General features: G+C 71.2%; 19 protein-coding genes. All 19 read left to right on the forward strand.

The window, feature by feature from the left end; genetic code table 11:
- The first annotated feature begins 35 nt into the window (after positions 1 to 35).
- From ACY0PA_RS39320 to ACY0PA_RS39410, 19 genes are read left to right on the forward strand one after another with little or no spacing between them, the layout of a single operon-like run.
- Positions 36 to 1,352: a nucleotide sugar dehydrogenase gene (locus ACY0PA_RS39320; RefSeq protein WP_473082125.1), complete on the forward strand. Its 1,317-nt coding sequence runs from the start codon at positions 36 to 38 to the stop codon at positions 1,350 to 1,352.
- Entirely contained in the window at positions 1,342 to 2,607 is a 1,266-nt protein-coding gene (locus tag ACY0PA_RS39325; RefSeq protein ID WP_473082126.1) for a glycosyltransferase family 4 protein, read from the forward strand. Before ACY0PA_RS39320 ends, ACY0PA_RS39325 begins: the two co-directional genes overlap by 11 nt.
- Complete coding sequence (locus ACY0PA_RS39330; protein ID WP_473082127.1) at positions 2,604 to 3,974, forward strand: Wzz/FepE/Etk N-terminal domain-containing protein; 1,371 nt, start codon at positions 2,604 to 2,606, stop codon at positions 3,972 to 3,974. The genes ACY0PA_RS39325 and ACY0PA_RS39330 overlap by 4 nt, the downstream gene beginning before the upstream one ends.
- Positions 3,971 to 5,497, forward strand: a complete 1,527-nt coding sequence (locus tag ACY0PA_RS39335; RefSeq protein WP_473082128.1) for a Wzz/FepE/Etk N-terminal domain-containing protein — start codon at positions 3,971 to 3,973, stop codon at positions 5,495 to 5,497. Before ACY0PA_RS39330 ends, ACY0PA_RS39335 begins: the two co-directional genes overlap by 4 nt.
- 4 nt (positions 5,498 to 5,501) lie before the next feature.
- Positions 5,502 to 7,436 carry an asparagine synthase (glutamine-hydrolyzing) gene (gene asnB / locus ACY0PA_RS39340; RefSeq protein ID WP_473082129.1) on the forward strand — a complete coding sequence of 645 codons (1,935 nt, stop codon included), beginning with the start codon at positions 5,502 to 5,504 and terminating at the stop codon, positions 7,434 to 7,436.
- Positions 7,437 to 7,464: 28 nt separating this feature from the next.
- A complete protein-coding gene (locus ACY0PA_RS39345; protein WP_473082130.1) occupies positions 7,465 to 9,669 on the forward strand; it encodes a bi-domain-containing oxidoreductase in 2,205 nt (734 codons plus the stop codon).
- On the forward strand, positions 9,666 to 11,642 hold the full coding sequence (locus ACY0PA_RS39350; RefSeq protein ID WP_473082131.1) for a heparinase II/III family protein: 1,977 nt from the start codon (positions 9,666 to 9,668) through the stop codon (positions 11,640 to 11,642). The genes ACY0PA_RS39345 and ACY0PA_RS39350 overlap by 4 nt, the downstream gene beginning before the upstream one ends.
- Positions 11,643 to 11,650: 8 nt before the next feature.
- Positions 11,651 to 13,213, forward strand: coding sequence for a right-handed parallel beta-helix repeat-containing protein (locus ACY0PA_RS39355; protein ID WP_473082132.1), 1,563 nt, complete (start codon positions 11,651 to 11,653; stop codon positions 13,211 to 13,213).
- 1 nt (position 13,214) lies between these two features.
- Positions 13,215 to 14,519, forward strand: a complete 1,305-nt coding sequence (locus tag ACY0PA_RS39360; protein ID WP_473082133.1) for an O-antigen ligase domain-containing protein — start codon at positions 13,215 to 13,217, stop codon at positions 14,517 to 14,519.
- A 2-nt stretch (positions 14,520 to 14,521) separates the two neighbouring features.
- Positions 14,522 to 15,763 carry a glycosyltransferase gene (locus ACY0PA_RS39365; RefSeq protein ID WP_473082134.1) on the forward strand — a complete coding sequence of 414 codons (1,242 nt, stop codon included), beginning with the start codon at positions 14,522 to 14,524 and terminating at the stop codon, positions 15,761 to 15,763.
- Entirely contained in the window at positions 15,760 to 16,995 is a 1,236-nt protein-coding gene (locus tag ACY0PA_RS39370) for a class I SAM-dependent methyltransferase (protein ID WP_473082135.1), read from the forward strand. Before ACY0PA_RS39365 ends, ACY0PA_RS39370 begins: the two co-directional genes overlap by 4 nt.
- Positions 16,992 to 17,792, forward strand: coding sequence for a glycosyltransferase family protein (locus ACY0PA_RS39375; RefSeq protein ID WP_473082136.1), 801 nt, complete (start codon positions 16,992 to 16,994; stop codon positions 17,790 to 17,792). Before ACY0PA_RS39370 ends, ACY0PA_RS39375 begins: the two co-directional genes overlap by 4 nt.
- Entirely contained in the window at positions 17,789 to 18,436 is a 648-nt protein-coding gene (locus ACY0PA_RS39380; protein WP_473082137.1) for a PIG-L deacetylase family protein, read from the forward strand. Before ACY0PA_RS39375 ends, ACY0PA_RS39380 begins: the two co-directional genes overlap by 4 nt.
- 3 nt (positions 18,437 to 18,439) lie before the next feature.
- Complete coding sequence (locus tag ACY0PA_RS39385; RefSeq protein WP_473082138.1) at positions 18,440 to 19,465, forward strand: NAD-dependent epimerase/dehydratase family protein; 1,026 nt, start codon at positions 18,440 to 18,442, stop codon at positions 19,463 to 19,465.
- Entirely contained in the window at positions 19,462 to 20,736 is a 1,275-nt protein-coding gene (locus tag ACY0PA_RS39390) for a DUF4910 domain-containing protein (RefSeq protein ID WP_473082139.1), read from the forward strand. The genes ACY0PA_RS39385 and ACY0PA_RS39390 overlap by 4 nt, the downstream gene beginning before the upstream one ends.
- 5 nt (positions 20,737 to 20,741) lie before the next feature.
- Entirely contained in the window at positions 20,742 to 22,040 is a 1,299-nt protein-coding gene (locus tag ACY0PA_RS39395) for a hypothetical protein (RefSeq protein WP_473082140.1), read from the forward strand.
- Positions 22,037 to 22,984, forward strand: coding sequence for a glycosyltransferase family 2 protein (locus ACY0PA_RS39400; protein ID WP_473082141.1), 948 nt, complete (start codon positions 22,037 to 22,039; stop codon positions 22,982 to 22,984). The genes ACY0PA_RS39395 and ACY0PA_RS39400 overlap by 4 nt, the downstream gene beginning before the upstream one ends.
- Complete coding sequence (locus ACY0PA_RS39405) at positions 22,981 to 24,219, forward strand: polysaccharide pyruvyl transferase family protein (protein WP_473082142.1); 1,239 nt, start codon at positions 22,981 to 22,983, stop codon at positions 24,217 to 24,219. The genes ACY0PA_RS39400 and ACY0PA_RS39405 overlap by 4 nt, the downstream gene beginning before the upstream one ends.
- Positions 24,216 to 24,767, forward strand: a complete 552-nt coding sequence (locus ACY0PA_RS39410; RefSeq protein WP_473082143.1) for a dTDP-4-dehydrorhamnose 3,5-epimerase family protein — start codon at positions 24,216 to 24,218, stop codon at positions 24,765 to 24,767. The genes ACY0PA_RS39405 and ACY0PA_RS39410 overlap by 4 nt, the downstream gene beginning before the upstream one ends.
- Positions 24,768 to 24,773: the final 6 nt, after the last annotated feature.

Below are 24,773 nucleotides of genomic sequence, written 5' to 3' on the forward strand. Positions count from 1 at the left end.
GGCCGAAAAGGCCTGCCTGGGGGGAGGAACGGGTCATGAGAGTAAGCGTTTTCGGACTCGGCTACGTGGGCTGCGTGTCGGCCGCCTGCTTGGCCAGCCTGGGCCACGAGGTCATCGGCGTGGACGTGAACCAGGTCAAGGTCGACCTGGTCAACGACGGCAAGGCGCCGGTGGTCGAGGAGCGGATCGGCGAGCTCATCGCCGAGGCCGTGCGGACCGGAGCGTTGCGCGCCACCGCCGACGTCCACGAGGCGATCAAGGGCAGCGAGGTGTCGCTGGTCTGCGTGGGCACGCCGTCGGAGCCCAACGGCAGCCTGTGCACCACGTACTTGGAGCGGGTCACCGAGCAGATTGGCGCCGCGCTGGCCGAGCGGAACGGTCGGCATACCGTCGTGCTCCGCAGCACCATGCTCCCGGGCACCTGCCTGAACCTCCTGGTACCGATCCTGGAGAAGTACGTCGGCGGCACGGCCGGGGTGGACTTCGGGGTCGCGGTCAACCCGGAGTTCCTGCGCGAGGGCACGAGCGTGCGGGACTTCTTCGACCCGCCGAAGACCGTCATCGGCGAGCTCGATCCGGCAAGCGGCGACACGGTGGCGGCGCTGTACGAAGGCGTGCCCGGCGAGCTGTTCCGGGTGCCGATCTCGACGGCCGAGGCGATCAAGTACGCGGACAACGCGTTCCACGGCCTGAAGATCGGCTTCGCGAACGAGCTGGGCGCGGTGTGCCAGGCGCTCGGGGTGGACTCGCACCAGGTGATGGACGTGTTCCTGGCCGACCGCAAGCTGAACATCAGCCCCGCCTATCTGCGGCCCGGCTTCGCCTTCGGCGGTTCCTGCCTGCCCAAGGACCTGCGCAGCCTGGTCCACGCGGCGCAGCGGGCCGATGTCTCGGTGCCCATACTCGCCCACGTGCTGACCTCCAACTCCGCACATCTGCAACGCGCGGTGGAGCTGGTCGAGCGCACCGGCAAGCGCCGGGCGGGCCTGTTCGGGCTGTCCTTCAAACCCGGCACCGACGACCTCCGCGAGAGCCCGCTCGTCGAGCTGGCGGAGCGGCTCATCGGCAAGGGATACGACCTGCGGATCTATGACGCCAACGTGAACCTGTCACGACTGCTCGGCGCCAACCGCGAGTACATCGAGACCCGGCTGCCGCACATCGCGCAGCTGCTCGTGGACTCCGTCGACGAGGTGCTCGAGCACGCCGAGGTGTGCCTGGTCGGGACCAAGGATCCGGCCGTGCTGTCGGCGCTGCCCCATGACGACGGCACGCTGCTCGTCGACCTCATCCGCATTCCCGACGCCGACGCGCGCCGGGCCGAACCGGGATACATGGGCCTTGTCTGGTGACATACGCGGCGGCGCCGGGCCGGCCCGGCGCGCGCTGATCCTGGTGGAGAACCTGTCGGTGCCGTTCGACCGGCGGGTGTGGCAGGAGTGCACGACACTGCGCGACGCGGGCTGGACGGTGCACGTCATCTGTCCTCAAGGGGAGAAGCGGGACACGGAGTTGGAGGCTTCGATCGACGGGGTGCGGATCCACCGCTACCCGTTGCGCGCGGCCACCGGCGGTCCGGCCGGCTACCTGCGGGAGTACGGAACGGCGTTGTGGCATACGGTCCGGCTGGCCCGCAAAGTCGGCCCGGTCGACGTGGTGCACGCCTGCAACCCGCCCGACCTGCTGTTCCTGCCGGCACTGTGGATGAAGCGGCACGGGGCGCGGTTCATCTTCGACCAGCACGACCTGGTACCCGAGCTGTACCTCTCCCGGTTCGACCGCGGCGAGGACCTGCTCTACCGCGCCGTGTGCGCGCTGGAACGGCGGACCTACCGGGCCGCGGACATCGTGCTCGCCACGAACGAGAGCTACCGGGACGTCGCGGTGAGCCGTGGCGGTCGGCGGCCTGCGGACGTGTTCGTGGTGCGCAGCGCACCCGACATCGACCGGTTCCATCCGGTGCCGCCCGAGCCGGAGTTGAAGCGCGGCAAGCCTCATCTGCTGTGCTACCTCGGCGTCATGGGCCCGCAGGACGGCGTCGACTACGCCTTGCGGGCCCTCGCGAAACTGCGCGACGAACTCGGGCGGACCGACTGGCACGCGGTGTTCGTCGGCGCCGGCGACGCATTCGACGCGATGGTGGAGCTGTCCCGGCAGCTCGGACTCTCGGAGCAGGTGCAGTTCACCGGGCGCGTTCCGGACGCCGACCTCGCGCGCTACTTGTCCACCGCGGACGTGTGCCTTTCCCCCGACCCGCGCAATCCGCTCAACGACGTCTCGACCATGAACAAGGTCCTGGAGTACATGGTGATGGGCCGTCCGATCGTCTCCTTCGACCTCCGCGAGGCGCGCGTCTCCGCCGGTGACGCCGCCGTCTACGCGCCCGCCAACGACGAGGCCGAATTCGCCAGGCTCATCGCGCTGCTGCTTGACGATCCGGAGCAGCGGGCCCGGATGGGCAAGATCGGCCAGGAGCGGATCAGCGGACAGCTTTCCTGGAAGAACTCGCAAGCGTCGCTGCTCGCCGCCTACGCCGCCGCGTGCCGTGACCGATCTCCGGTGCCGGCGGGCGACCCGGTCCGGGCACGGGGGAGGCAGCACCCTTGAGCGAAGACACGATACGTCTGGTCACGATCGGACGGATTCTCCGACGGCGCTGGCGGCTTCTCGCCGTCCTCACCGTGGTGGGCGCGCTCGTCGGCTACGGCACCTCGGTGGTGCTGTTTCCGCCGCGCTACACGGCGTCGTCATCGGTACTGCTGCCGGGGCAGTGGGAAGAGCGCGAACTACTGACCCAGGTGGACATCGCGATCAGTTCGTCGGTGGTCGACCCCGTGGCCGTCCAGCTCGGCTGGCGGGGCGTCAGCGCCGCCGAGCTGCGGGACCGAGTGAGCGCCAAGGCCGCCGACGGGAACATCATCAAGATCTCGGGAACGGCCGACACACCGAAGCGCGCGCAGCAGCTCTCCGGCCGGGTGGCCCAGGAATTCGTCGGATTCGCCGCGCGGCTCGCAGGCGGCAGCGCCGACTCCGACGCGGCTACCGGGCCCGAGGCGCTGCGGCAGCAGGTGGTGGAGACCAACCGTCGCATCACCGACCTGGCCAATGCGGCCGATCCGGGCAAGACCGTGGAGAGCGTGCAGGCCCGCACCGAGCTCGAGAAGCTGCGCACCTCGCTGGAGGAGGCCATGACGAAGCTGGACCAGGCCGACCCGGCGTCCGACAAGGCCGGCCCGGTCGTCATGGGGCCGGCGGCCCGGCCGACCGGCGAGGCGCCGCCGACAAGAATGCAACTCATCGTCGCTGGGGCGCTGCTGTTCTTCCTGCTCGCGGTCATCGGCCATCTCGCCGCCGCACGGGTGAACCGCCGACTGCGTACCGAACCGGAGATCGCCGCCGCGCTGGGCGCGGCGCTTATCGGCACCGTCGACGTGCCTGGTGAACGGCCCGCGGACCGGCCCCAAGGCCGTGGCACGCGAGCCAGGATCCGCCGACTCCTCGGCGTCGACACCCGGTGGGACATACCGACCCCGCAGAGGTCCGGCGACGAGGCCGGCAGGCGGATCCGCTACCGGCGGGTGTGCGCTCGCCTCCGGGACCAACTACCAGCCCCCCGGCGGCTGCTGGTTGTCGTACCGAACGGCGACGAGACCGCCCGCCGGGCCGCCGGGCAGCTCGTGGCCGAGGCCAAGGGCGATCCGCTGCTGCGGGTGGTCGAAGTTTCGGTGGACCGGCCGATGGTGCCGGACCGCGCCACCGAGTCCGGCGCCCTGGTCGTACTCAGCGCGGGCAACTGGACCGCAGGGCAGCTCGCCGGCATCGCCGAGGCCTGCGCGGACGGCAGACATGAAGTCGTCGGCATCGTCGTCGCCGGCACGGTCCTGGACCGTCCGACGCGATCCGCCGGCCATCCTCCGCACGACGCCACTTTGGCGCTCGCGGTTCCCGGCCACTCGACGGGAGGTTCCGCGTGACCACGAGCACGACTTCCCAGTCGTCGGCACCAACTCACCTGCTGGACCTGCAGGCACTGGTGGTGGCGGTGCGCAGGCGCCGTCGCCTCTGGTGCTCCCTGGCGCTACTGGGACTGCTGGTCGGCGCCGCGCTGGCGGTCCTGCGGCCGCCGCCTCCGGCCGCGGTGACCAAGGTGCTGGTCGCGCATCAGGCGGACCAGCCGAACGACCCCGGAACGCTGATCCGCACCGACGTGGAGCTGCTGCGGACCACGCGGATCGCCGACAAGGCCCTGCAGTCCCTCAACTCCTCGGAACGCACGGAAGACTTCATGCGGGACTACCGGGGCACCGGCTTGACCAACAACCTGCTGCAGATCGAGGTGACAGGTGACAGCGACGCGGACGCGGTGGCCCGGGCCAAGGCGTTGGCGGATGCGTTCGTCGCGGACCATGTGAGGCGGATGCAGGCAGCCGCGAAGGCCGAGACCAAGGCCCTGCGCGACCAGGGTGACCGCATGCGGGGCGAACTCGCCCAGGTCAACAAGGCGATCGGGGACAGAACGCCGGAGAGCGACCCGAAGGCGTCGGCGAGCATCGAGTCACTCTTCGCCCGCCGGGCGGAACTCAACTCGCGGATCGCCGATTTCGACCAGCGCGCCGAGGAGGCGCGCATGGGAACGCCCCAGATCGTCGCCGGCACTCAGATCGTGGACGCCCCGCGAGCGGTGCGGCACTCCCTGCCCAGGACCGCTGCCACCAACGCCGCGATCGGGCTCGTCCTCGGGCTCGTCCTCGGGCTCGCGGTGGCCGCGGTCGGCACCGTGGTGGCCGACCGCCCCGTGCTGCGCCGGGAGATCGCGGCGAACCTGGGCGCCTCGGTCATCGCGGAACTGCGCCGCGCGCCCCGCCGGCCGGCCAGGCCGTGGCAGCGCCGACGGACCCGGGCGGCACGCGAACGGCTCACCGCGACCCTGGCCCGCACCGTGCGTGGCTCCGCGGAACCGGTGTCACTGCTGGAACTGGGCTGTGCGCGCAGCACGAGCGTGATCGCCCTGGACCTCGCCAGGGCGCTGGCGGCGGAGGGGCCGACGGTCATCATCGACGATCTGCCGGCCCTGCGGCGCGCCCACCGCGGCCAGAAGCCAGGAGGCCCGGACGTGGTCGGCGTCGAGGGTGCCGCGGCCGTGCCGCATGAGGTGCGCCGGCTCGGCGTCGGCTCGGTCGCGCCCGGCACGGCGTGGACCGGCCTCCCGGACCTCGGTACCCGGACCGTGCTCGTCGTGCGTGCCGGGCACGGCAGCGCCGCATGGCTGCACACCGTGGCGCGGCAGCTCGCCGACCTGCTCATTCCGGTGATCGGCGTGGTGCTGATCGACCCCGATCCGCGGGACCGGACCGACGGCACCCTGTGGGACGGGCTGCACACCGCGCTGCGCGGCCACAACGAGCGGCTGGCACGGGAGAACGTGACGGGCCGGGTGCGGACGGACCGGCCGTCATGGGCAGTACGAGTCCCGGACAGCGACCAGGAGGCGCGGTAAGCACATGTGTGGCATCGCAGGCACCTATCGATGGCCGGACGGGAAGGCCGTGACCGACCGGCTCACCGACACCCTCGCCCACCGCGGCCCGGACGGGGCGGGCCGGTACAGCCACCCCGTCAGTGACGGCGAGGTGCACCTCGGGCACCGCCGGCTGGCCATCATCGACCTGTCCGAGACCGGCGCCCAGCCGATGGTCTCGGGCGGCCTCGTCCTGACGTACAACGGCGAGCTGTACAACGCGCCCGAGCTCCGTACCGAACTGGCAGCCGTCGGGGTGCGCTTTCGCGGTACCTCCGACACCGAGGTGCTCCTTGAGGCCTGGCGGCGCTGGGGCACCGACTGCCTGCCCCGGCTGCGCGGCATGTTCGCGTTCGGGATCTTCGACGAGCGCACCGGTGAACTGGTCCTCGCCCGCGACCAGTTGGGCATCAAGCCGCTGTTCCTGCTCCGGCGCGGTGCGGGCCTGGTGTTCGCCTCCGAGCTCAAGGCGCTCGCCGCCGTGACCGACGGGTCGCTGCAGGTGGACCATGCGGCGCTGGTGGCCTCGCTGCTGTACTACTGGGTGCCGGACTCGCGCTGTGCGTTCCGCGAAGCGGAGAAACTGCCGCCGGGGAGCTGGCTGCGGTGCCGGCCCGACGGCCGGGTGGAGCGCGGCCGGTACTGGAACCTGAAGGACGTCGCCGCCGAGGGCCGGGAGCGGGCCCGCGGCGGTGACCTGCCGGACCTGGCCGCCATCGTCGAGGAGTCGACCCGGCAGCACCTGCTCTCCGACGTCCCCGTGGCGACCTTCCTCTCCGGCGGTCTCGACTCCAGCTACCTGACCGCCCTTGCGGCCCGTCACCAGCCCGGGATCTCCGCCTACACGATCGGATTCCGCGCCGAGGACGCCAAGTTCGAGGCGATGCCGGACGACCTTCGCTACGCCCGGAAGGTGGCCGAGCAGTTCGGCGTCGAGCTGCACGAGATCGAGATCGCCCCGAACGTGCTCGACCTGCTGCCGCAGATGACGTACCACCTGGACGAGCCGATCGGCGACCCCGCCGCGATCAACACGTTCCTGATCTGCTCGGCCGCCCGAGAGGCCGGGGTCAAGGTGATGCTCTCGGGGATGGGTGCCGACGAGCTGTTCGCCGGATATCGCAAACACCTGGCCAACCTGCTCGCACTGCGCTACCAGCGCGTCCCGCGGCCCCTGCGGCGCGGGGTGTTCAAGGCCGTGGACCGGCTGCCGGTCGCCACGGCCCGCAGGGGGTACCGGTCGGTGCGCTTCGCGAAGCGGTTCCTCTCCTTCGCCGACCTGCCCGAGGAGACCGCGTTCCGGCGCAGCTACACCATGTACGACCAGGACGAGCTGCTCGCCCTGGTCAATCCGGACCTGGCCGGGACGGTCGACGACGTGCTGACCGAGCATGCGGACATCTACCAGGACAACGAGCTCGACGACTTCGTCAACCGCATGTGCCTGGGCGACACCCGGATGTTCCTGCCGGGCCTGAACCTCGCCTACACAGACCGGTCGAGCATGGCCGCCTCGACCGAGGTGCGGGTGCCGTACGTGGACGTCGAGGTGGTCAAGGCCGCGTTCGCCGTGCCCGGCGACCGCAAGATCGTCGGACGTCAGGGCAAGGCCGTCCTCAAGGAGGCGGCCACCTCGATCCTGCCCCGGGAGATCGTGTACCGGCCCAAGGGCCTGTTCAGCGCCCCGCTGCGGGCCTGGATGAGCCGGGATCTGGCACCGCTGGTGCGCGAGGTGGTCAACGACGGCGTGCTCGTCAGCTCCGGGCTCCTGCGCCGCGACGCGCTGGCGCGCATGGTCGCCGAGGACGCCTCCGGGCAGCGGGACTTCTCCAAGCATCTGTGGCATGTGCTGACCCTCGAGTACTGGTACCGCGACGCGACCTCCGGGTCCGCCCGGAGCACTCGCTCGGCAGCGTAGAAGACGGCTAGGAACAAGGGGACTTCGGGTGAAGCAGGTTGTTCAGAACTACAAGAGCGGCGAGCTCGCGGTGCTCGACGTGCCGGTGCCGGGATGCAAGCCGGGCGGTGTGCTGGTCCGCACCGCCTACTCGCTGATATCCACCGGGACCGAGCTCATGAAGGTGTCCGAGGCCGGCATGTCGATGCTGGGCAAGGCCCGCTCCCGTCCTGACCAGGTGGCCAAGGTCATGCAGAGCGTGGCCACCAACGGGGTGCCCGCCACGTACCGCAAGGTGATGGGCAAGCTGGACTCCTACACGCCGCTGGGCTACTCCCTGTGCGGGGTGGTCGAGCAGGTCGGCCCTGGGATCGACGACGTGAAGGTCGGCGACCTCGTGGCCTGCGCCGGCAACGAGCACGCGCTGCACGCCGAGTTGAACTGGGTGCCGAAGAACCTCTACGCCCCGGTGCCGGACGGCCTCGCGCCGCGGCACGCGGCCTTCGGCACCGTCGGGTCGATCGCGATGCAGGGCGTGCGCCGAGGCGAGTCCCGGCTCGGCGAGGTGGCACTGGTCATCGGCCTCGGGCTGATCGGGCAGCTGGTGGTGCAGCTCCTCGCCGCCTCGGGTGTCCGCGTCGTCGGGGTCGACCCCGACCCGTCACGCTGCGAGCTCGCCGAACGCATCGGCGCCGCGGCCTGCGGCGATCCCGAGTCCGCGGCCGTGGAGGCCGCCGTCGCCGAACTCACCGACGGGCACGGCGTGGACCAGGTGTATCTGGCCGCCGGCGGCGGCAGCAACCAGCCCGTCGAGCTGGCCGCCCGGCTCTGCCGGGACCGCGGCCGGGTCGTCGACATCGGCAAGTGCCGCCTGGACCTGCCGTGGAACTCGTACTACGAGAAGGAGCTCGACGTCCGGTTCTCGCGCAGTTACGGCCCCGGGCGTTACGACCCGGAGTACGAGCTCGAGGGGCGGGACTACCCGGTCGGCTACGTGCGCTGGACCGAGCGCCGAAACCTGGCGTGCTTCCTCGATCTCCTCGCCCGCGGCAGCGTCGACGTGGAGCCGTTGGTCTCCCACATCGCCGAGTTCGACGACGCCGTCGAGACGTACCAGCGTTTGAAGGACGGCGACCTCAAGGCCGTGGCTGTGCTGTTCCGCTACCCCGGCCGCCCCGAGCAAGCCGCGGAAGCGGAGGCCCCGGCGGTGGCAGTGCCCGCGGTGCGACGCAGGGGCGGAGCGTCCACTCCGGCCCGGTCCGCCAAGGCGCCGGTGCGCCTCGCGTTCGTCGGCGCGGGCAACTACGCGACGTCGATGCTGCTGCCGCACCTGGCACAGCGCGACGGCGTCGAGTTGTCCACGGTCGTCACCACGACGGCGCTGTCCGCCGCCAACGCGAAGCGGAAGTTCGGCTTCGCCGAGGCGACCACCGACCTCGACGCCGTGCTCGGCGATAAGTCCATCGACGCGGTGTTCGTGGTCACCCGGCACAGCTCGCACGCCGAACTGACCCGAAGCGCGCTGCTTGCCGGCAAGGCGGTGTTCGTGGAGAAGCCCCTGGCCCTCACGGAGGACGAGCTGGCCGGCGTGCTCGCGGCGGTGGAGGAGTCCGGCAACGACCGGCTGCAGGTGGGCTTCAACCGCCGGTTCGCGCCCCTGTTGCAGGAGGCCAGGAAGCGGTTCGGCGCCCGCACCGGTCCGGCGAGCCTGCGCTACCTGGTCAACGCGGGCCGCCTCGGACACGGCAGCTGGTACCTCCGACAGGGCACCGAGGGCTCGCGGTTCGCCGGCGAGGGCGGACACTTCATCGACACGGCGAGCTGGCTGCTCGAGGCCGACCCGGTCTCGGTGTACGCGGTCGCCACGTCCGGCAACGAGGACCTGCAAGTCGTACTGCGCTACCCGGACGGGTCCACCGCCACCATCAGCTACGTCACCACCGGCGCGGCCGGCTTCCCCAAGGAGACGCTGGACCTTGTCGCGGACGGCAAGGTGCTGCGGCTCGACGACTTCGTCCGTGCCTCGGTGTTTTCAGATGGCACAGCCGGCCCCAAGAAGTGGGTCAGTTCGCGACTGCCCAAGGCCCGCGACAAGGGACAGAACGCCGAACTGGCCGCGTTCGTCAAGGCCGTGCGGACCGGCGGGCCGATGCCGGTGCCGCTGGAGTCGCTGGTCGCCACCACGTCGGCCACCCTCGCCGTACAGGCAGGCCTGGTCGGCGGCGCGCCGGTGACGCTGGCGAGGGCGCGATGACTGTGAGCTCGGGGAGCGCGGGCTGGTACTTGCGACGCCTTTCCCGGATGGGACCGCGGGAGGTCGGCGGCCGGGTGGGCGACGCGGCGCGCAGGCGGCGGTGGCGGTCGGCGCCGCCCGACTGCCCGAGCGTGACCGGCGCCCGGTTCACCGCGGTCCTGCCCGCCGGGACGATCGCGGCGATACCTCCGGACGCCGCGAAACGTCTCATCGCCGAGGCGGATCGGCTGATGTACGGGCACGTCGAGCATTTCGGGGTGGTCCGAGACGACCTCGAGGACCCGGACTGGTGGTGCGACCCGAAGACGGGGCGCCGGGCTCCCTGGGGCTACGCCTTCGACGTGCCGTACCGGAACGAGGACGCGGTCGGGGACATCAAGCAGATCTGGGAGCTGTCCCGGCATCAGTACCTCACCGTGCTCGCCGCCGCCTACGCGATCACCGGGAACGAGCGCTACGCCGAGAGAGTCGCCGAGCACCTGCGGTCGTGGTGGAAGGCCAACCCACCGCTGCGCGGCGTGCACTGGATCAGCGGCATCGAGCTGGGGATCCGGCTCCTCTCCTGGGTGTGGATCCGCCGGCTGCTCGACGGCTGGCCGGGCGCGCCGGAGCTGTTCGAGGGCAACCCGGTGGCGCTGAACCAGATCTGGCACCACCAGCGCTGGCTGGCAGCCTTCCCCAGCCGGGGGTCCTCGGCGAACAACCACGTCATCGCCGAGGCCGGCGGGCAGTTGGCTGCAGCCTGCGCGTTCGGGTGGTTCCCCTCTTCGGCGCGTTGGCGGGCCAGTGCGCTGCGGTCCCTCGAGCGGCATCTGCGCGGCAACACCTTCGGCTCCGGCCTCAACCGCGAGCTGGCCACCGAATATCACGGACTTGTCCTTGAGCTCGGCCTGGCCGCGGTGGCCGAGGCGGATGCCGCAGGCGTGCCGGTCCCCGCGTCGATCCGGCTGGTACTGCTGCGGATGACCGACGCGCTCGCGGCCATCGTGGACAACCGGCTGCGTCCGCCCCGCCAGGGGGACGCGGACGACGGGCACGGTCTGGTCGTGGACGGCGCGGGCACCGACCGCTGGGCCTCGCTCCTTGCCACCGGAGAGGCCGTGTTCGGCCGGCTCGGCTGGTGGCCGGCGGTGACCGGCACCGATGTGCGCACCCCGCTCCTTGCCGCGCTGATCCGGCCGTACTCGAAAGACGAAACCGCACCGGCCGTGATCCGCCCGGCAAGCCGACCGGCCCACTTCGCCGACGCGGGGCTCACCATCCTGCGCGGTCCGCAGGAGATCTGGGTCCGCTGCGACGGCGGTCCGCACGGCTTCCTGTCCATCGCCGCGCATGCCCACGCGGACGCGCTGTCCGTGGAGGTCCGGCACGACGGGGTCGACGTGCTCGCCGACCCGGGAACGTTCTGCTACCACGGGCAACCCGAGTGGCGGCAGTACTTCCGCTCGACCCTCGGCCACAACACCCTGCAACTGGACGGCGGTGACCAGTCCGTCTCCGGCGGCCCGTTCCTGTGGACCCGGCATGCCCGCAGTCGCGTCCTGGCCACGGACACATCGGGCGCCTCCGACGGGGGGACGGCCCGCTGGTGCGCCGAACATGACGGTTACCAGCGCTCCGTGCACCGCCGCCGGGTGGAACTGACCGCCGCGAGCCAGGAGTTGCGGGTGGTCGACGAGGTGCTCGGCCCGCGCCGGGACATGCGCCTGGCATTCCACCTTGGCCCGGCGATCGCCGCGGACCTGGCGGGCAACCGGGCAGCGCTCACCTGGACCCGGGACGGCGAGGCCCGCTCCGCGGTGCTCGACCTGCCCGGGCAGCTGAGCTGGCGGGCGCATCGCGGAGAGAGCGACCCGCCGCTGGGCTGGTACTCCGCCGGCTTCGGCCGCAAGGAACCCACCACAACGCTGGTCGGCACCGGCTTCGCCGACAGCGCTGAGGGGTTCACCACCGTACTCAGGTTCCGCGGTTAGGGGGGCGTGTGGGGATCAAGGGGCGGCACTGGGCGTTGGCGGCGGCACCGCTGGCGCTGGCCCTGCTGGCGGCGACCGGCTGTGAGAGCACGTCGGGCGCCGAGGCAAACAAGCCGGGCGCACAGGCAAACAAGCCGGGCGACCGGGCAAAACCGACCGCCGCGCCGTCCACGCCTGTGGCGCGGGTGTGCGCCAAGCCCGCGGCCGGGCCGGCGAAGGCGCCCGCGGGCGCGGTGACGGTCGACCCCGCGGTGGTCGGTGACCTGGCAGCGAAGACCAAGAGCAGCCCCCCGAACACCACGTTCTGGCTTCGCCCGGGCAAGCACAGGCTCGACCCGGACCGCTACGCCCAGGTCATCCCCAAGGAGGGGAACCGCTACCTCGGTGCGCCGGGCGCGGTGCTCGACGGCGGGAAGAAGAACCAGTACGCGTTCGGCGGGAGTGCCCGCAATGTCACCATCCGCTATCTGACCGTGCAGCGTTTCGTTGCGCCGCGGGACGAGGGTGTGGTCAACCATGACTCGGCCGACGGGTGGGTGATCGAGCACGCGACGATCCAGCACAACTCCGGTGCCGGACTGATGGCCGGTGCCCGCCAGAAGGTCCGCGCCAACTGCTTGCGCGAAAACGGTCAGTACGGAATGAACGCGTACAAGGCCACCGGCCGTATCAGTGGCCTGGTGGTCGAGGGCAACGAGATCGTGGGCAACAACACCGGCGACTGGGAGCGGCGGCGGAAGGGCTGCGGCTGCACCGGAGGCATCAAGTTCTGGGCCGTCAACGGCGCCGACGTACGCGGCAACTGGGTGCACGACAACCGCGGAACCGGGCTGTGGGCCGACACCAACAACAACGACTTCCGCATCGAGAAGAACGTGCTCGAGGACAACGACGGTGCCGCGCTGATCTACGAGACCAGCTACAACGCGGTCGTCCGGAACAACACGATCCGGCGGAACAACTGGGTCGAGGGCCGCGGGGAAGCCGAACGCGGCGACACCTTCCCGTTCGCGACCGTCTACCTGTCCGAGTCCGGCGGCGAACCACGGATCCGGGCCCGCACCAACAAGATCGAGATCTACCGGAACGTGCTGGAGAACAACTGGTCCGGGATCACCCTGTGGGAAAACGCCGACCGGTTCTGCAACAGCCCGGCCAACACCTCGTCCGGTGACTGCACCTTGCTGGTGAAGAACACCGGCCGCTGCGCGAAGCCGGCGATCGCCACCGCACCGCTCTACGCCGACTGCCGGTGGAAGACGCAGCGGGTGGACATCCACGACAACCGCTTCGTCCTCGACAAGTCCGTCGTCAAATGCACGGTGAAGTGCGACCGGATGGCGGTGCTTGCCAACTACGGCACCTATCCGGACTGGTCGCCGTACAAGGGCGAGCGGGTGGCTGAGGCAATCACCCATAAGCAACACAACGGCTGGCACGACAACGTCTACCTCGGGCCATGGAAATTCGTCGCCCAGGACCAGAGCCGGGTGCTCGACTTCGGCCAGTGGCAGGGCGCGCCGTACCAGCAGGACGCGGGCAGCACCCTCGACTCACGGGCGGGTGGTTGAGATGGGCGGGGCCTTGCGAAGCGGTGGGCTGCCGGGCGGACCGGCTACGGCGGGCACGCAGCCCAGCGCGGAATCGCGCCCTGCCGGCACAGCGAAGATCGTCGGGATCGTCTGGGGGTTGCTGGTCCTCAACACGCTCGGCTCCGCCGGGGCGAAGACGATCATCCCGCTGCCCCGTTCCCTCATCCAGATGGTCACCATGGGCGCGCTGGTCGCCGCGTTCGCGCTGGCGCTCGCGGTCAATCTCCGCCTGCGTATCCGAGCCGGCGCCTTCGTCTTCCTGCTCACCCTGCTCCTTGTGCCGAGCGTGATCTCCAGCGCGAACCTGGAGGCCGGGTTCGGCGCACTGTTCCGCTGCGCCAGGCTGGCTCTCTTCATCGGCACGCTGTGGCTGCTCAGCCGCTGGTGGGACGGCGGCCTGACGTTCGTCCGGCACCACATCCGGATGTACTTCGCGGTGCTCGGGTCGGTGGCGGCGGGCCTGGTCATCTCACCGGGCGCGGCCCTGCCCGATCTCTACGGCGGACGCCTTGTCGGCGCGTTGTGGCCGCTCACCCCGCCACAGATCGGACAGTACGCCGCGGTGATCATCGGGCTCACCGTGCTGCTCGTACTGGGGCGCCGGACCGACAGGGCAAGCGCGGCGGTCATCATCGTGCCGTCACTCGTCCTGCTCGCGCTGACCCATACCCGGACGGCCACGCTCGGCCTGTTCATCGGCCTTGTGCTGGCGATCGGCTCACTCATCCTGACCAGCGCCGCCGCCCGCCGGTTCTTCACCTGGGCAGTGCTGTGCGCCGCCGTGGCCGCGGTGGGGTTCGGCTCCGCGCTGCAGGCCTGGTTCCTGCGCGGACAGAGCCAGGAGAACTTCGCCAGCCTCACGGGTCGGGCCAAGGTCTGGGACGCCCTGCTGGCAGCGCCCCGGACGACCTCGGAGCAGCTGTTCGGCATGGGCCTGGGCGACAAGTCGTTCGGCGGGCTGCCGATCGACAACAGCTGGCTGGCCGTTTACCAGGAGCAGGGTCTGACCGGCGTCACCCTGGTGGCGGTGATCATCATCGTCCTTGGCGGCGTCGCGTTGCTGCGGCCACCGTCGCTGTCGAGGGCCTGCGCGATCTTCCTGATCAGCTACTGCGCGATCGCGTCGTACACCGAGGCAGGCCTTGGCGACGCCTCGCCGTATCTGCTGCATCTGGCCGTGGCCGCCTCGCTGTTGGCGGCACCCGCCGCGGCCACGCCCCTCCCGGCGCCCGCAGCCCCTCGACGGCACATCCCGCGCTGGGCCCGGAGATCGGAGATGACCTGAGCATGCACGTCCTCGTAGTGCACAACCGCTACGCCTCGGCGCAGCCGAGCGGGGAGAACAAGGTCGTCGACCAGGAGGTGGAGCTGCTGCGCGCGGCCGGCCACCGGGTCGAGGTGTTCGAGCGGCGCAGCGACACCATCGCCGCGCGGTCCCTGCCGGGCAAGGTCGCGGTGCCGCTCCTTGTGCCGTGGAACCCGGCGGTCCGCGCGGAACTCGCCGCCCGGCTGCGCACCGAGCGGCCGGACGTGGTCCACGTCCACAACGTCTTCCCGCTCCTGTCGCCCGCGGTCCTTGCCGCCTGCGCCGACGCGGGCGTCCCCGCCGTCGCCACGCTGCACAACTACACCCAGGTCTGCCTGCCCGGCACGCTCCAGCGGGACGGCCGACCGTGCACCGAGTGCGTCGGGTCGGCGCCGCTGCCCGCCGTCCGGCACGGCTGCTACCGGAACTCCCGGCTTGCGACGGTGCCGCTCGCGGTCAGCCTGTCGGTCAACCGGAGGCGGTGGCGGTCCGGCGTGGAGCGGTTCTTCTGCATCTCCGCGGCGCAGCGCGACGTTCTGGTGCGGGCCGGCATGCCACCGGAGCGGCTGGCGGTGAAGCACAACTTCGTGCCGGAGCCGGGCACTTGCCGAACGGGCACGGGCGAGCATCTGCTCTATCTCGGCCGCCTCGCGGAGGCCAAGGGCGTGCCGCTGCTCATGGCCGCGTGGGACCGGATCGCCGCGGACGGGGGTGTGGGCGTACCACTCGTGATCGCCGGCACGGGACCGCTGGAGCGCGAGGTCACCGCCTGGGCGGCGGGCCGGGACGACGTCCGGTACGTCGGCCTGTACGACACCGCCCAGTGCCGGGAGGCCATCGCGCGGTCGGTCGCCGTGGTGGCCCCCTCCACGTGGCTGGAGGCGTTCGGCCTGGTGGTCGTGGAGGCGATGGCGGCCGGGGTCCCGACCGTCGCCGCCGGTCACGGCGCCTTCGTCGAACTCGTCGAGGACGGGGTGACCGGGCTGCTGCACCGGCCGGGCGAGGTTGCCTCGCTCGCGGACTGCATGCGCCGGATCACGGCCGGGACGGCACGCAACCAGGAGATGGGCCAGGCGGCCCGGCGCCGTTACGAGCAGGGTTTCAGCCCGGCCGTCGGCCTTGAGCGCCTGGTGGAGGAGTACCGCACCGCGATCGCGGGTCGGTCAGCACTGGCTCGCGGCGGGGACACCCGCGCGAGCAAGGGGGATGGGGACAGTAGATGACACGATGCCGACTCTGCGGCTCGGCGACGCTGGCGAGCGTCGTCGATCTGGGGGCGACCCCGCCGTGTGAGAGCTTTCTCGCCGCGGACCAACTGGACAAGCCGGAGCCGGCGTACCCGCTGCACCTGCGGGTCTGCACCGACTGCTGGCTCGCGCAGATCCCGCCCCTGATCACGCCGGAGGAGACGTTCAGCGAGTATGCGTACTTCTCCTCCTTCTCGACCTCCTGGGTGGAGCACGCGCGCAAGTTCACCGCCGACGCCGTACAGCGCCTTGATCTCGGAGCCGACGCCTTCGTGGTCGAGGTCGCGAGCAACGACGGCTATCTGCTCCGGCACATGGTGGACCAGGGGATCCGCTGCCTCGGCATCGAGCCCTCGGTGAACGTCGGCGCCGCGGCGCGGGACGCGGGTGTGCCCACGCTCACGGAGTTCCTGGACCCGGCCACCGGCTCGGCCGTCCGCGCCGAGCACGGCCCGGCCGACCTGGTCGTGGCCAACAACGTGTACGCGCACATCCCCGACGTGGTCGGGTTCACCCAGGGGCTGCGCGCCCTGGTCGCCGACGATGGCTGGGTCTCCATCGAGGTGCAGCACCTGCTGACCCTGATCGAGGAGAACCAGTACGACACGATCTACCACGAGCACTTCCAGTACTACACGGTCGCGTCCGCGATGCGGGCCCTTGCGAGCGGCGGACTCGCGCTCGTGGACATCGAGTTGCTGCCCACGCACGGCGGATCCATCCGGATGTGGGCCCGGCCGGCCGACGTGGCCGGCGAGCCGACCCGGCAGGTGGCCGATGTGCTCGACCGGGAGAAGGCCGCCGGTCTGCAGGAGCTGTCCGGGTACACCGAGTTCTCCGCTCGGGTGGCCAAGGTGCGCCGGGACCTCCTGAAGTTCCTCATCGAGGCGGCCGAGCGCGGCGAGACGGTCGTCGGCTACGGCGCCCCTGGCAAGGGCAACACCCTGCTCAACCACTGCGGCATCCGGCCCGACCTGCTCCCGTACACGGTCGACCGCAACCCCTACAAGCACGGCAGGTACACCCCGGGCACCCGCATCCCGATCCTGCCGCCCGAGCAGATAGCCGCCGACAAGCCCGACTACGTCCTCGTCCTCCCGTGGAACCTGCGGGACGAGCTGGTCGGGCAACTGTCCTTCATCCACGACTGGGGCGGCCGCATCGTCTTCCCCATACCGGAACTGAGCATTGTCGAGGTCAAGGCATGAAGGTCGTACTGTTCTGCGGCGGTTACGGGATGCGGATGCGCAGCGGAGCCGGCGTTTACGACGAAGCGCCCAAGCCGATGGCGATGGTCGGCCCGCGACCGCTGATCTGGCACGTCATGCGCTACTACGCGCACTTCGGCCACACGGAGTTCATCCTGTGCCTCGGGTACGGGGCCCACCACATCAAGGACTTCTTCCTCAACTACGAGGAGACGACGTCCAACGACTTCGTGCTGCGGGGCGGGCGGACCGAACTCCTTTCCACCGACATCGCCGACTGGACGATCACCTTCGCGCAGACCGGCATCGAGTCGCCGATCGGGGAGCGGCTGCGCCGGGTGCGGCACCACCTGGACGGCGACGAGATGTTCCTCGCCAACTACGCCGACGTGCTCACTGATGCCCCGCTGCCTCAGATGATCGACCGGTTCGCCCGGCGCGACGCCGGTGCGTCGATGATGGTGGTGCCGCCGCAGTCCTCGTTCCACTGCGTGGACCTGGGCGAGGACGGCCTGGTGGGGGGCATCACCGCGGTGAGCGACATGCCGCTGTGGGAGAACGGCGGCTACTTCGTGCTCCGCCAGGAGGTCTTCGACCACATACCGGAGAACGGGGACCTGGTCGCCGACGGATGTGCCCAACTGGCCAAACAGGGCCGCCTTGTGGCACATCAGCACCGCGGCTTCTGGAAGCCGACCGACACGGTGAAGGAGCGGGCCGCGCTCGACGAGGCCTACGCCCGCGGCGACCGCCCGTGGGCCGTATGGGAACGGGACGGCGCGGGGGTGAGCGCGTGATCCGGCTCGGGGCGGGGCGCCTGGACCGGATCGTCGCGGTGGGCGCGCACTGCGACGACATCGCCATCGGCGCGGGCGGCACACTCCTGACACTGTGCCGCGCGCACCCGGGCATCCGCGTCGACGCTCTGGTGCTCTCCGGCGGTGGCAGCGAGCGCGAGCAGGAGGAGCAGGCCGCGCTCGCCGCGTTCTGCCCGGGCGCCGAACTGCACCTGACCGTCCTCAAGTTGCCCGACGGCCGGATGCCCGCGCACTGGGAGGAAGCCAAAGCCGCGGTCGAGGAGCTGCGCGGGCAGACCGAGCCGGACCTGGTCCTTGCCCCGCGTACCGACGACGCGCACCAGGATCACCGCGGCCTTGCGAAGCTGATGACCACCGCATTCCGCGACCACCTCGTGCTCGGCTACGAGATCGTCAAGTGGGACGGCGATCTCGGCCGTCCGGCGGCGTACCAGCCGCTGGCGCCCGAGATCGCCGAACAGAAGGTGCGGCTGCTGCAGGAGCACTACCCCTCGCAACGGCACCGGCCCTGGTACGACCGGGAGGCCTTCCTCGGTCTCGCACGGATCCGCGGCATCGAATGCCACGCGCGCTACGCCGAGGCGTTCGCCGTCACCAAACTCACGCTCGACCTGGGGGAATGAACCTTGCGCGTACTACTGACCGGACACCAGGGCTACTTGGGCACCGTGATGGCCCCCGTCCTCGCGGCCGCCGGGCACGAGGTCGTCGGCCTCGACGCCGGCCTGTTCGCCGATTGCGTCCTCGGCCCGCCGCCCGCGGACCCTGCGGGGCATCGGGTGGACCTGCGCGACGTCACGGCCGACCACGTGGCCGGAGTGGACGCCGTGATCCACCTGGCCGCGCTGTCCAACGACCCGCTGGGATCGCTGGCGCCGGACCTCACCTACGACATCAATCACCACGCGTCCGTACGCCTTGCCCGGCTGGCCCGCGACGCCGGAGTGCGGCGCTTCCTGTACGCGTCCACCTGCTCGGTCTACGGCGCCGCCGGCGGAGACGACCTGGTGGCCGAGGACGCCCCGCTGCGCCCGGTGACGCCGTACGCGGAGTCCAAGGTGCGGGTCGAGGACGACCTGCACGCGCTCGCCGACGGCGACTTCAGCCCCGTGTACATGCGCAACGCCACCGCCTTCGGCTACTCACCCCGGCTGCGCGCCGACATCGTGCTGAACAACCTGGTGGGCCACGCGCTCCTGTCCGGCGAGGTACTTGTACTGTCCGACGGCACTCCGTGGCGCCCGCTCGTGCACGCCGCCGACATCGCACATGCCTTCACGGCCGCGCTGAGCGCGCCACGCGAAGCGGTCCACGACCGGGCGTTCAACATCGGCAGCGAGATCAACAACGTCACGGTCGCCGAGATCGCCGAGCAGGTCGCCGAGGCGGTGTCCGGCTCGAAGGTGGTGATCACCGGGGAGACCGGTGCCGATCCACGGTCCTACAGGGTGGACTTCTCCCGGGTGCGCGCCGCGATCCCCGGCTTCGACTGCGAGTGGACGGTGAAGCGGGGAGCGCTCGAACTCGCCGACGCCTACCGGAAGTTCGGGCTGACCCGGGAGGACTTCGAGCGACGCTTCACCCGCCTTGCCGTGCTGCGCGCGGCGTCCGAAGCCGGCGCGGTCGACGACACCCTGCGGTGGCGCCGATGACAGCGGTCGGCGAAGAGATGCATGCACTGGTGGAGCGGTTGTACCCGCTCTGCCGGAGCATCACCGGCGACGGTGTGCGTGCCACCCTGGACATCGTCGGCGAGTACGTCCCGCTCCAGGTGCACGAGGTGCCGACCGGGACGCGAGTGCTCGACTGGACTGTGCCGCAGGAGTGGAACATCCGGGACGCGTACATCGCCGACACCGCCGGCAACCGGGTCGTCGACTTCGCCGCGTCCAGCCTGCACGTGCTCGGCTACAGCGTGCCGGTGTCGGCGACCATGCCGCTGGCCGAGCTGCGGGAACACCTGCACACTCTGCCGGACCACCCGGCCTGGGTCCCGTACCGCACCAGTTACTACCAGTCGGCATGGGGGTTCTGCCTGGCCCAGGAGACCTTGGACGCGCTACCGGACGGCGAGTACGAGGTGCGCATCGACTCCACGCTCGCGGACGGCCACCTCACCTACGCCGAGCATGTGATTCCCGGACAGGTCCCCGACGAGGTGATCGTCTCCTGCCACGTGTGCCACCCGTCGCTGGCCAACGACAACCTGGCCGGCATCGCGGTGGCGACATACCTGGCCCGCGCCCTTGCACAGGAGACGCCGCACTACACGTACCGGTTCATCTACGCGCCCGGCACCATCGGGGCGATCACGTGGCTGGCCCGCAACGCGGAGCGGATCGAGCGGGTCAGGCACGGGCTCGTGCTGGCCTGCGCCGGTGACTCGGGCCGGCTGACGTACAAGCAGAGCAGGCGCGGCGACGCGGAGATCGACCGGGTGATGCGGCATGTCCTTTCCGCCTCCGAACGTCCGCACCACGTCACCGAGTTCACTCCGTACGGCTACGACGAGCGGCAGTTCTGCTCGCCCGGGTTCGATCTCGGCGTGGGCTCGCTCAGCCGGACCCCGTACGCCGGGTACCCCGAGTACCACACCTCGGCCGACAACCCGGACTTCGTCTCCCCGGAGGCGATGGCGGACACGCTCGCCGTCTGCCGCGAGGCATTCGCCGTCCTCGACCACAACCGGCGGTACCTCAACCTCAGCCCCTACGGCGAACCACAGCTGGGCCGACGCGGGTTGTACGACTCGCTCGGCGGCCGCAGCGACGCGAAGCAGGCCCAGATGGCCATGCTCTGGGTGCTCAGCCTCTCCGACGGCGAGCACAGTCTGCTGGACGTCGCCGAGCGGTCCGGGCTGCCGTTCAGCGCCGTAGCCGGCGCGGCCGACGCCCTGGGCGCCGCCGGGCTGATCAAGGCATGACGCCGATGACCACCGAGGGGGAGGATCCACCGGCAACGGCGCCACCGGGCGGATCCGCCCGGCGGGCCCTCGTCGGCCGGCTGTCCTGGGGACTGGCAGACCAGGCTGCCTCCAGCCTGAGCAACTTCGTGGTGGGGATCTACGTGGCCCGCTCGCTGGGGGTGACCGCGTTCGGCGTGTTCAGCCTGGCCTGGGTGACCTACGGCGTGGTGCTCAACGTCTCCCGCGGCCTTGCCACCGACCCTCTCGTGGTGCGCTTCAGCGGTGTGCCGGACGCGTCCTGGCGCGGGGCGGTGGCCCGGTCGTCGGGTACCGCGCTCGGCGTCGGTGCCGCCATCGGCGTGGCGTGTCTGGTGGTCGGGCTCGGTCTCGGCGGCAGCGTGGGGCCCGCCTTCGCCTGCCTCGGCGTCATGCTGCCGGGGCTGCTGCTGCAGGACGCCTGGCGGTTCTCGTTCTTCGCCGCCGGCACCGGGCGGAAGGCGTTCGTCAACGACCTCGTGTGGGGCGTCGCACTCGTCCCGGCCCTGGTCGTGGCGGCCCGCGTGGGCACCGTGGCCGCATTCGTGCTCGCCTGGGGCGCGTCCGCCACGGTGGCGGCGGGGTACGGCTGCCTCCAGTCCGGTATCCGGCCCCAGTTGACCGGAGCGCGCGGGTGGCTCCGTGAGCAGCGCGATCTCGGCTACCGGTACCTGGTCGAGAACGTCAGCCTCAGCGGCGCCAGCCAGCTCCGGGCGTACGGGCTCGGCGCGATCGTCGGAGTCGGCGCGGTGGGTGCCGTCCGGGGTGCCGAGTTGCTGCTCGGCCCGTTCCTCGCCGTACTGATGGGTCTTTCGCTGGTCACCGTCCCGGAGGCGGCACGGGTGCTGCGGCGGGCCCCGCACCGCCTCGGCCACTTCTGCCTCCTCCTTGGCGGCGGGCAGGCCGCCGCCGCGCTGCTCTGGGGCGGGGCGCTGCTGCTGATGCCGGACCGGCTCGGCGAGCTCGTGCTCGGCGGCGTCTGGCATTCCGCCGCGGAGCTCATCGTGCCGGTCACGCTCAGCGTCGCGGGCGCCGGCCTCGGCACCGGCGCGGCGGCGGGACTGCGCGCGCTCGGCGCGGCCCGGCGCAGCCTGCGCAGCCAGTTGTTCGCCTCCGCCTGCTACGTCAGCGGCGGGCTCGGCGGGGCAGCCGCCGCCGGCACGGTCGGCTCGGCCTGGGGCGTCGCCGCGGCGACCGTCAGCGGCTCGGCCGTGTGGTGGCTGCACCTGCGGTCCGCTCTGCGCGAGCGTCACCACAACCCCATCCCCGAAGTGAGGACTTCATGACCCCCCACCCCAGGCTGAGCATCGGCCTGCCCGTGTACAACGGCGAGGAGTACCTGGCCGAGTCGCTCGACGCCCTGCTCGGCCAGACCTACGAGGACTTCGAGCTGGTCATCTCCGACAACGCCTCGACCGACGCCACCCAGGACATCTGCCGACGGTACGCCGCACAGGACTCGCGCATCCGGTACCTCCGGCTGCCCCGGAACATCGGCGCCACCCCGAACCACAACCGTGTGTTCACCGAGTGCCGAGGCGAGCTGTTCAAGTGGGCCTCGCACGACGACCTGTACGGCCGGGATCTGCTGCGGCGCTGCGTTCAGACGCTGGACGAGCGGCCGGACGTGATCCTCGCGCACAGCGGCCAGGCGGTCATCGACGGCGACGGTCAGGTGAAGGTCCCGTACGAATACGGGCTCGCCACCGACTCGCCGTCCCCGCCCGAGCGCTTCCGCAGTCTGCTCTTCGAGCCCGGTGGCGACGACTTCTACGGGGTGATGCGGGCCGACGTGCTGCGCCGGGTGAAGCCGCTCGACAGCTACCACCACGCGGACCGCACATTCGTCGCCGAGATCACCCTGCACGGACCCTTCCACCAGGTGCCGGAGCTGCTGTACTTCCGCCGGGACCACCCCACCCGCGCCGAGCGGGCGAACCCGTCCAAGCGCGCCCGGTCCGTCAACCTGGACCCACGCCGGGCAGGCCCGCTGCACCCGACGCCCCGGCTGCTCGCCGAGTACGTCTGGGGCTTCGTCGCGGCGATCCGGCGGGCACCGCTGTCCCCGGCCGACCGGCGCGCGTGCTACAGCCACCTGGCCGCATGGATGTCCAGCCGGGTCCGGCCCGGCGCCGGCGAGCGGGTCGAGGACCGCGCCCCGGTCGACCCGAGCGGGCTCACTGTCTCCGTCGACGCCCTCGTCGCCGGCCGTGAGGGGAGGCAGGCATGACGCCGGAGAACGAAACCCCGGTGCGCGTCGGAGTGTTCGGACTGCTCGGCTCCGGCAACCTCGGCAACGACGGGTCGCTCGAGGCCGTGCTCGGCTACCTCCGCGCCCAGCACCCGGAGGCGGCCGTGGACGCGCTGTGCGGCGGACCCGAGGCCGTCGCGGCACGGTACGGGATCCCCGCGACGCGGCTGCACTGGTACCGCGGGGAGTACCGGACGGCATCGCGTGCGGGCGCGATCGCGGCGAAGGGTCTGGGCAAACTCGTCGACGCCGTCCGCACCGCCGCCTGGGTGCGCCGGCACGACGTGGTGATCGTGCCAGGCATGGGCGTCCTTGAGGCCACGCTGCCGCTGCGGCCGTGGGGCTTCCCGTACGCGCTGTTCCTGCTCTGCGCATCCGGCCGGCTGTTCGGCACCCGGGTCGCGCTGGTCGGCGTCGGCGCCGCCCCGATCGGCAACCGGCCCACCCGGGCCCTGGTGCGCTGGTCGGCGCGGCTGGCCGCGTACCGGTCGTACCGGGACACCCCGTCCCGCGACGCGATGCGGGCGATGGGCGTGGACACCTCCCGCGACGAGGTCTACCCAGACCTCACCTTCTCCCTGCCGACGCTGCGGGCGAGCGCGCCCTCGGGCCCGCCGGGCCCGGTCGGCGTAGGCGTCATGGCCTTCCACGGCGGCAACGACGACCGCGCCCGGGCCGAGGAGATCCACCGGCGCTACCTCGTCGGGACGATCGGGTTCGTCCGCGCCCTGGTCGAGGACGGCAGGCCGGTCCGGCTGCTGTCCGGCGACGAGGTCGACGCGCCGGTGGTCGCCGCGATCCTCGACGCGGTGGACTCGCCGCTGGTCACCAGCGCCGAGGCGGCCTCGCTGGCCGACCTGATGAAGGAGATGGCGGCGGTCGACACCGTGGTGGCGACCCGCTACCACAACCTCATCTGCGCGCTGAAGGTCGGCACGCCGACGCTCGCCCTCACCTATGCGGCGAAGAGCGACGCGCTCATGGCCCAGATGGGCCTCGGCACGTACTGTCACTCGGCTCGCGAGGTCGACGCCGACCGGCTGCTCGAGCAGTTCCGGGCGCTGGAGCAGCGATCGCCGGAGCTGCGGCGGACCCTCACCGAGCGGAACCTGGTCGCTGCTGAGCAACTTGAGTACCAGTTCAGCGCCTTGGACGCGGCCCTGTTTCCGGCGGCCGGCCACGCCCACACCCACGTCATGCGGGAGGCCCCATGAAAGCGATCGAAGTCCCGGCGATCGACGGCGCGTACTTGTTCGAGCCGACGCCGTACGCAGACGAACGCGGCTTCTTCTGCCGCACCTTCGACGCCGAGGTGGTCCGCTCGGTGGGCCTCGACCCGGACGCCTTCGTCCAGGACAGCCTGTCCCGCTCGGTCCGGGGCGTGCTGCGCGGCCTGCACCTGCGCTCCGGCGCAGGCGAGGCCAAGCTGGTGCGGTGCTCGTACGGGAGCATCTTCGACGTCGTCGTGGACCTGCGGCCCGACTCGCCGACCTACCTGGGCCGGGCCTTCTTCGAACTGTCCGGCGAGACGCAGGTGACCCTGTACATCCCGGCGGGGTGCGCGCACGGCTTCCAGGCACTGACCGAAACCGCCGACACCTCGTACCGGATCGACCGCCCGCACGATCCGGCCGAGGACGTGACGATCGCCTTCGACGACCCGGAGCTCGCCATCCCCTGGCCGCTGCCGGTCATATCGATGTCCCAGCGGGACCGGGAGGCGCCGGGACTCGCCGAGGCACTGAAGCAAAGGGAGACGTGAAGTCAG

It is taken from the genome of Streptomyces sp. DS1-CR2 (assembly GCF_055760475.1).

Bases quoted from the DNA above. Each gene is read 5' to 3' on its own strand.
- ACY0PA_RS39320 (WP_473082125.1), top strand. From the start codon at position 36: ATGAGAGTAAGCGTTTTCGGACTCGGCTACGTGGGCTGCGTGTCGGCC.
- asnB (WP_473082129.1), top strand. From the start codon at position 5,502: ATGTGTGGCATCGCAGGCACCTATCGATGGCCGGACGGGAAGGCCGTG.
- ACY0PA_RS39350 (WP_473082131.1), top strand. From the start codon at position 9,666: ATGACTGTGAGCTCGGGGAGCGCGGGCTGGTACTTGCGACGCCTTTCC.
- ACY0PA_RS39360 (WP_473082133.1), top strand. From the start codon at position 13,215: ATGGGCGGGGCCTTGCGAAGCGGTGGGCTGCCGGGCGGACCGGCTACG.
- ACY0PA_RS39365 (WP_473082134.1), top strand. From the start codon at position 14,522: ATGCACGTCCTCGTAGTGCACAACCGCTACGCCTCGGCGCAGCCGAGC.
- ACY0PA_RS39370 (WP_473082135.1), top strand. From the start codon at position 15,760: ATGACACGATGCCGACTCTGCGGCTCGGCGACGCTGGCGAGCGTCGTC.
- ACY0PA_RS39375 (WP_473082136.1), top strand. From the start codon at position 16,992: ATGAAGGTCGTACTGTTCTGCGGCGGTTACGGGATGCGGATGCGCAGC.
- ACY0PA_RS39390 (WP_473082139.1), top strand. From the start codon at position 19,462: ATGACAGCGGTCGGCGAAGAGATGCATGCACTGGTGGAGCGGTTGTAC.
- ACY0PA_RS39395 (WP_473082140.1), top strand. From the start codon at position 20,742: ATGACCACCGAGGGGGAGGATCCACCGGCAACGGCGCCACCGGGCGGA.
- ACY0PA_RS39400 (WP_473082141.1), top strand. From the start codon at position 22,037: ATGACCCCCCACCCCAGGCTGAGCATCGGCCTGCCCGTGTACAACGGC.
- ACY0PA_RS39405 (WP_473082142.1), top strand. From the start codon at position 22,981: ATGACGCCGGAGAACGAAACCCCGGTGCGCGTCGGAGTGTTCGGACTG.
- ACY0PA_RS39410 (WP_473082143.1), top strand. From the start codon at position 24,216: ATGAAAGCGATCGAAGTCCCGGCGATCGACGGCGCGTACTTGTTCGAG.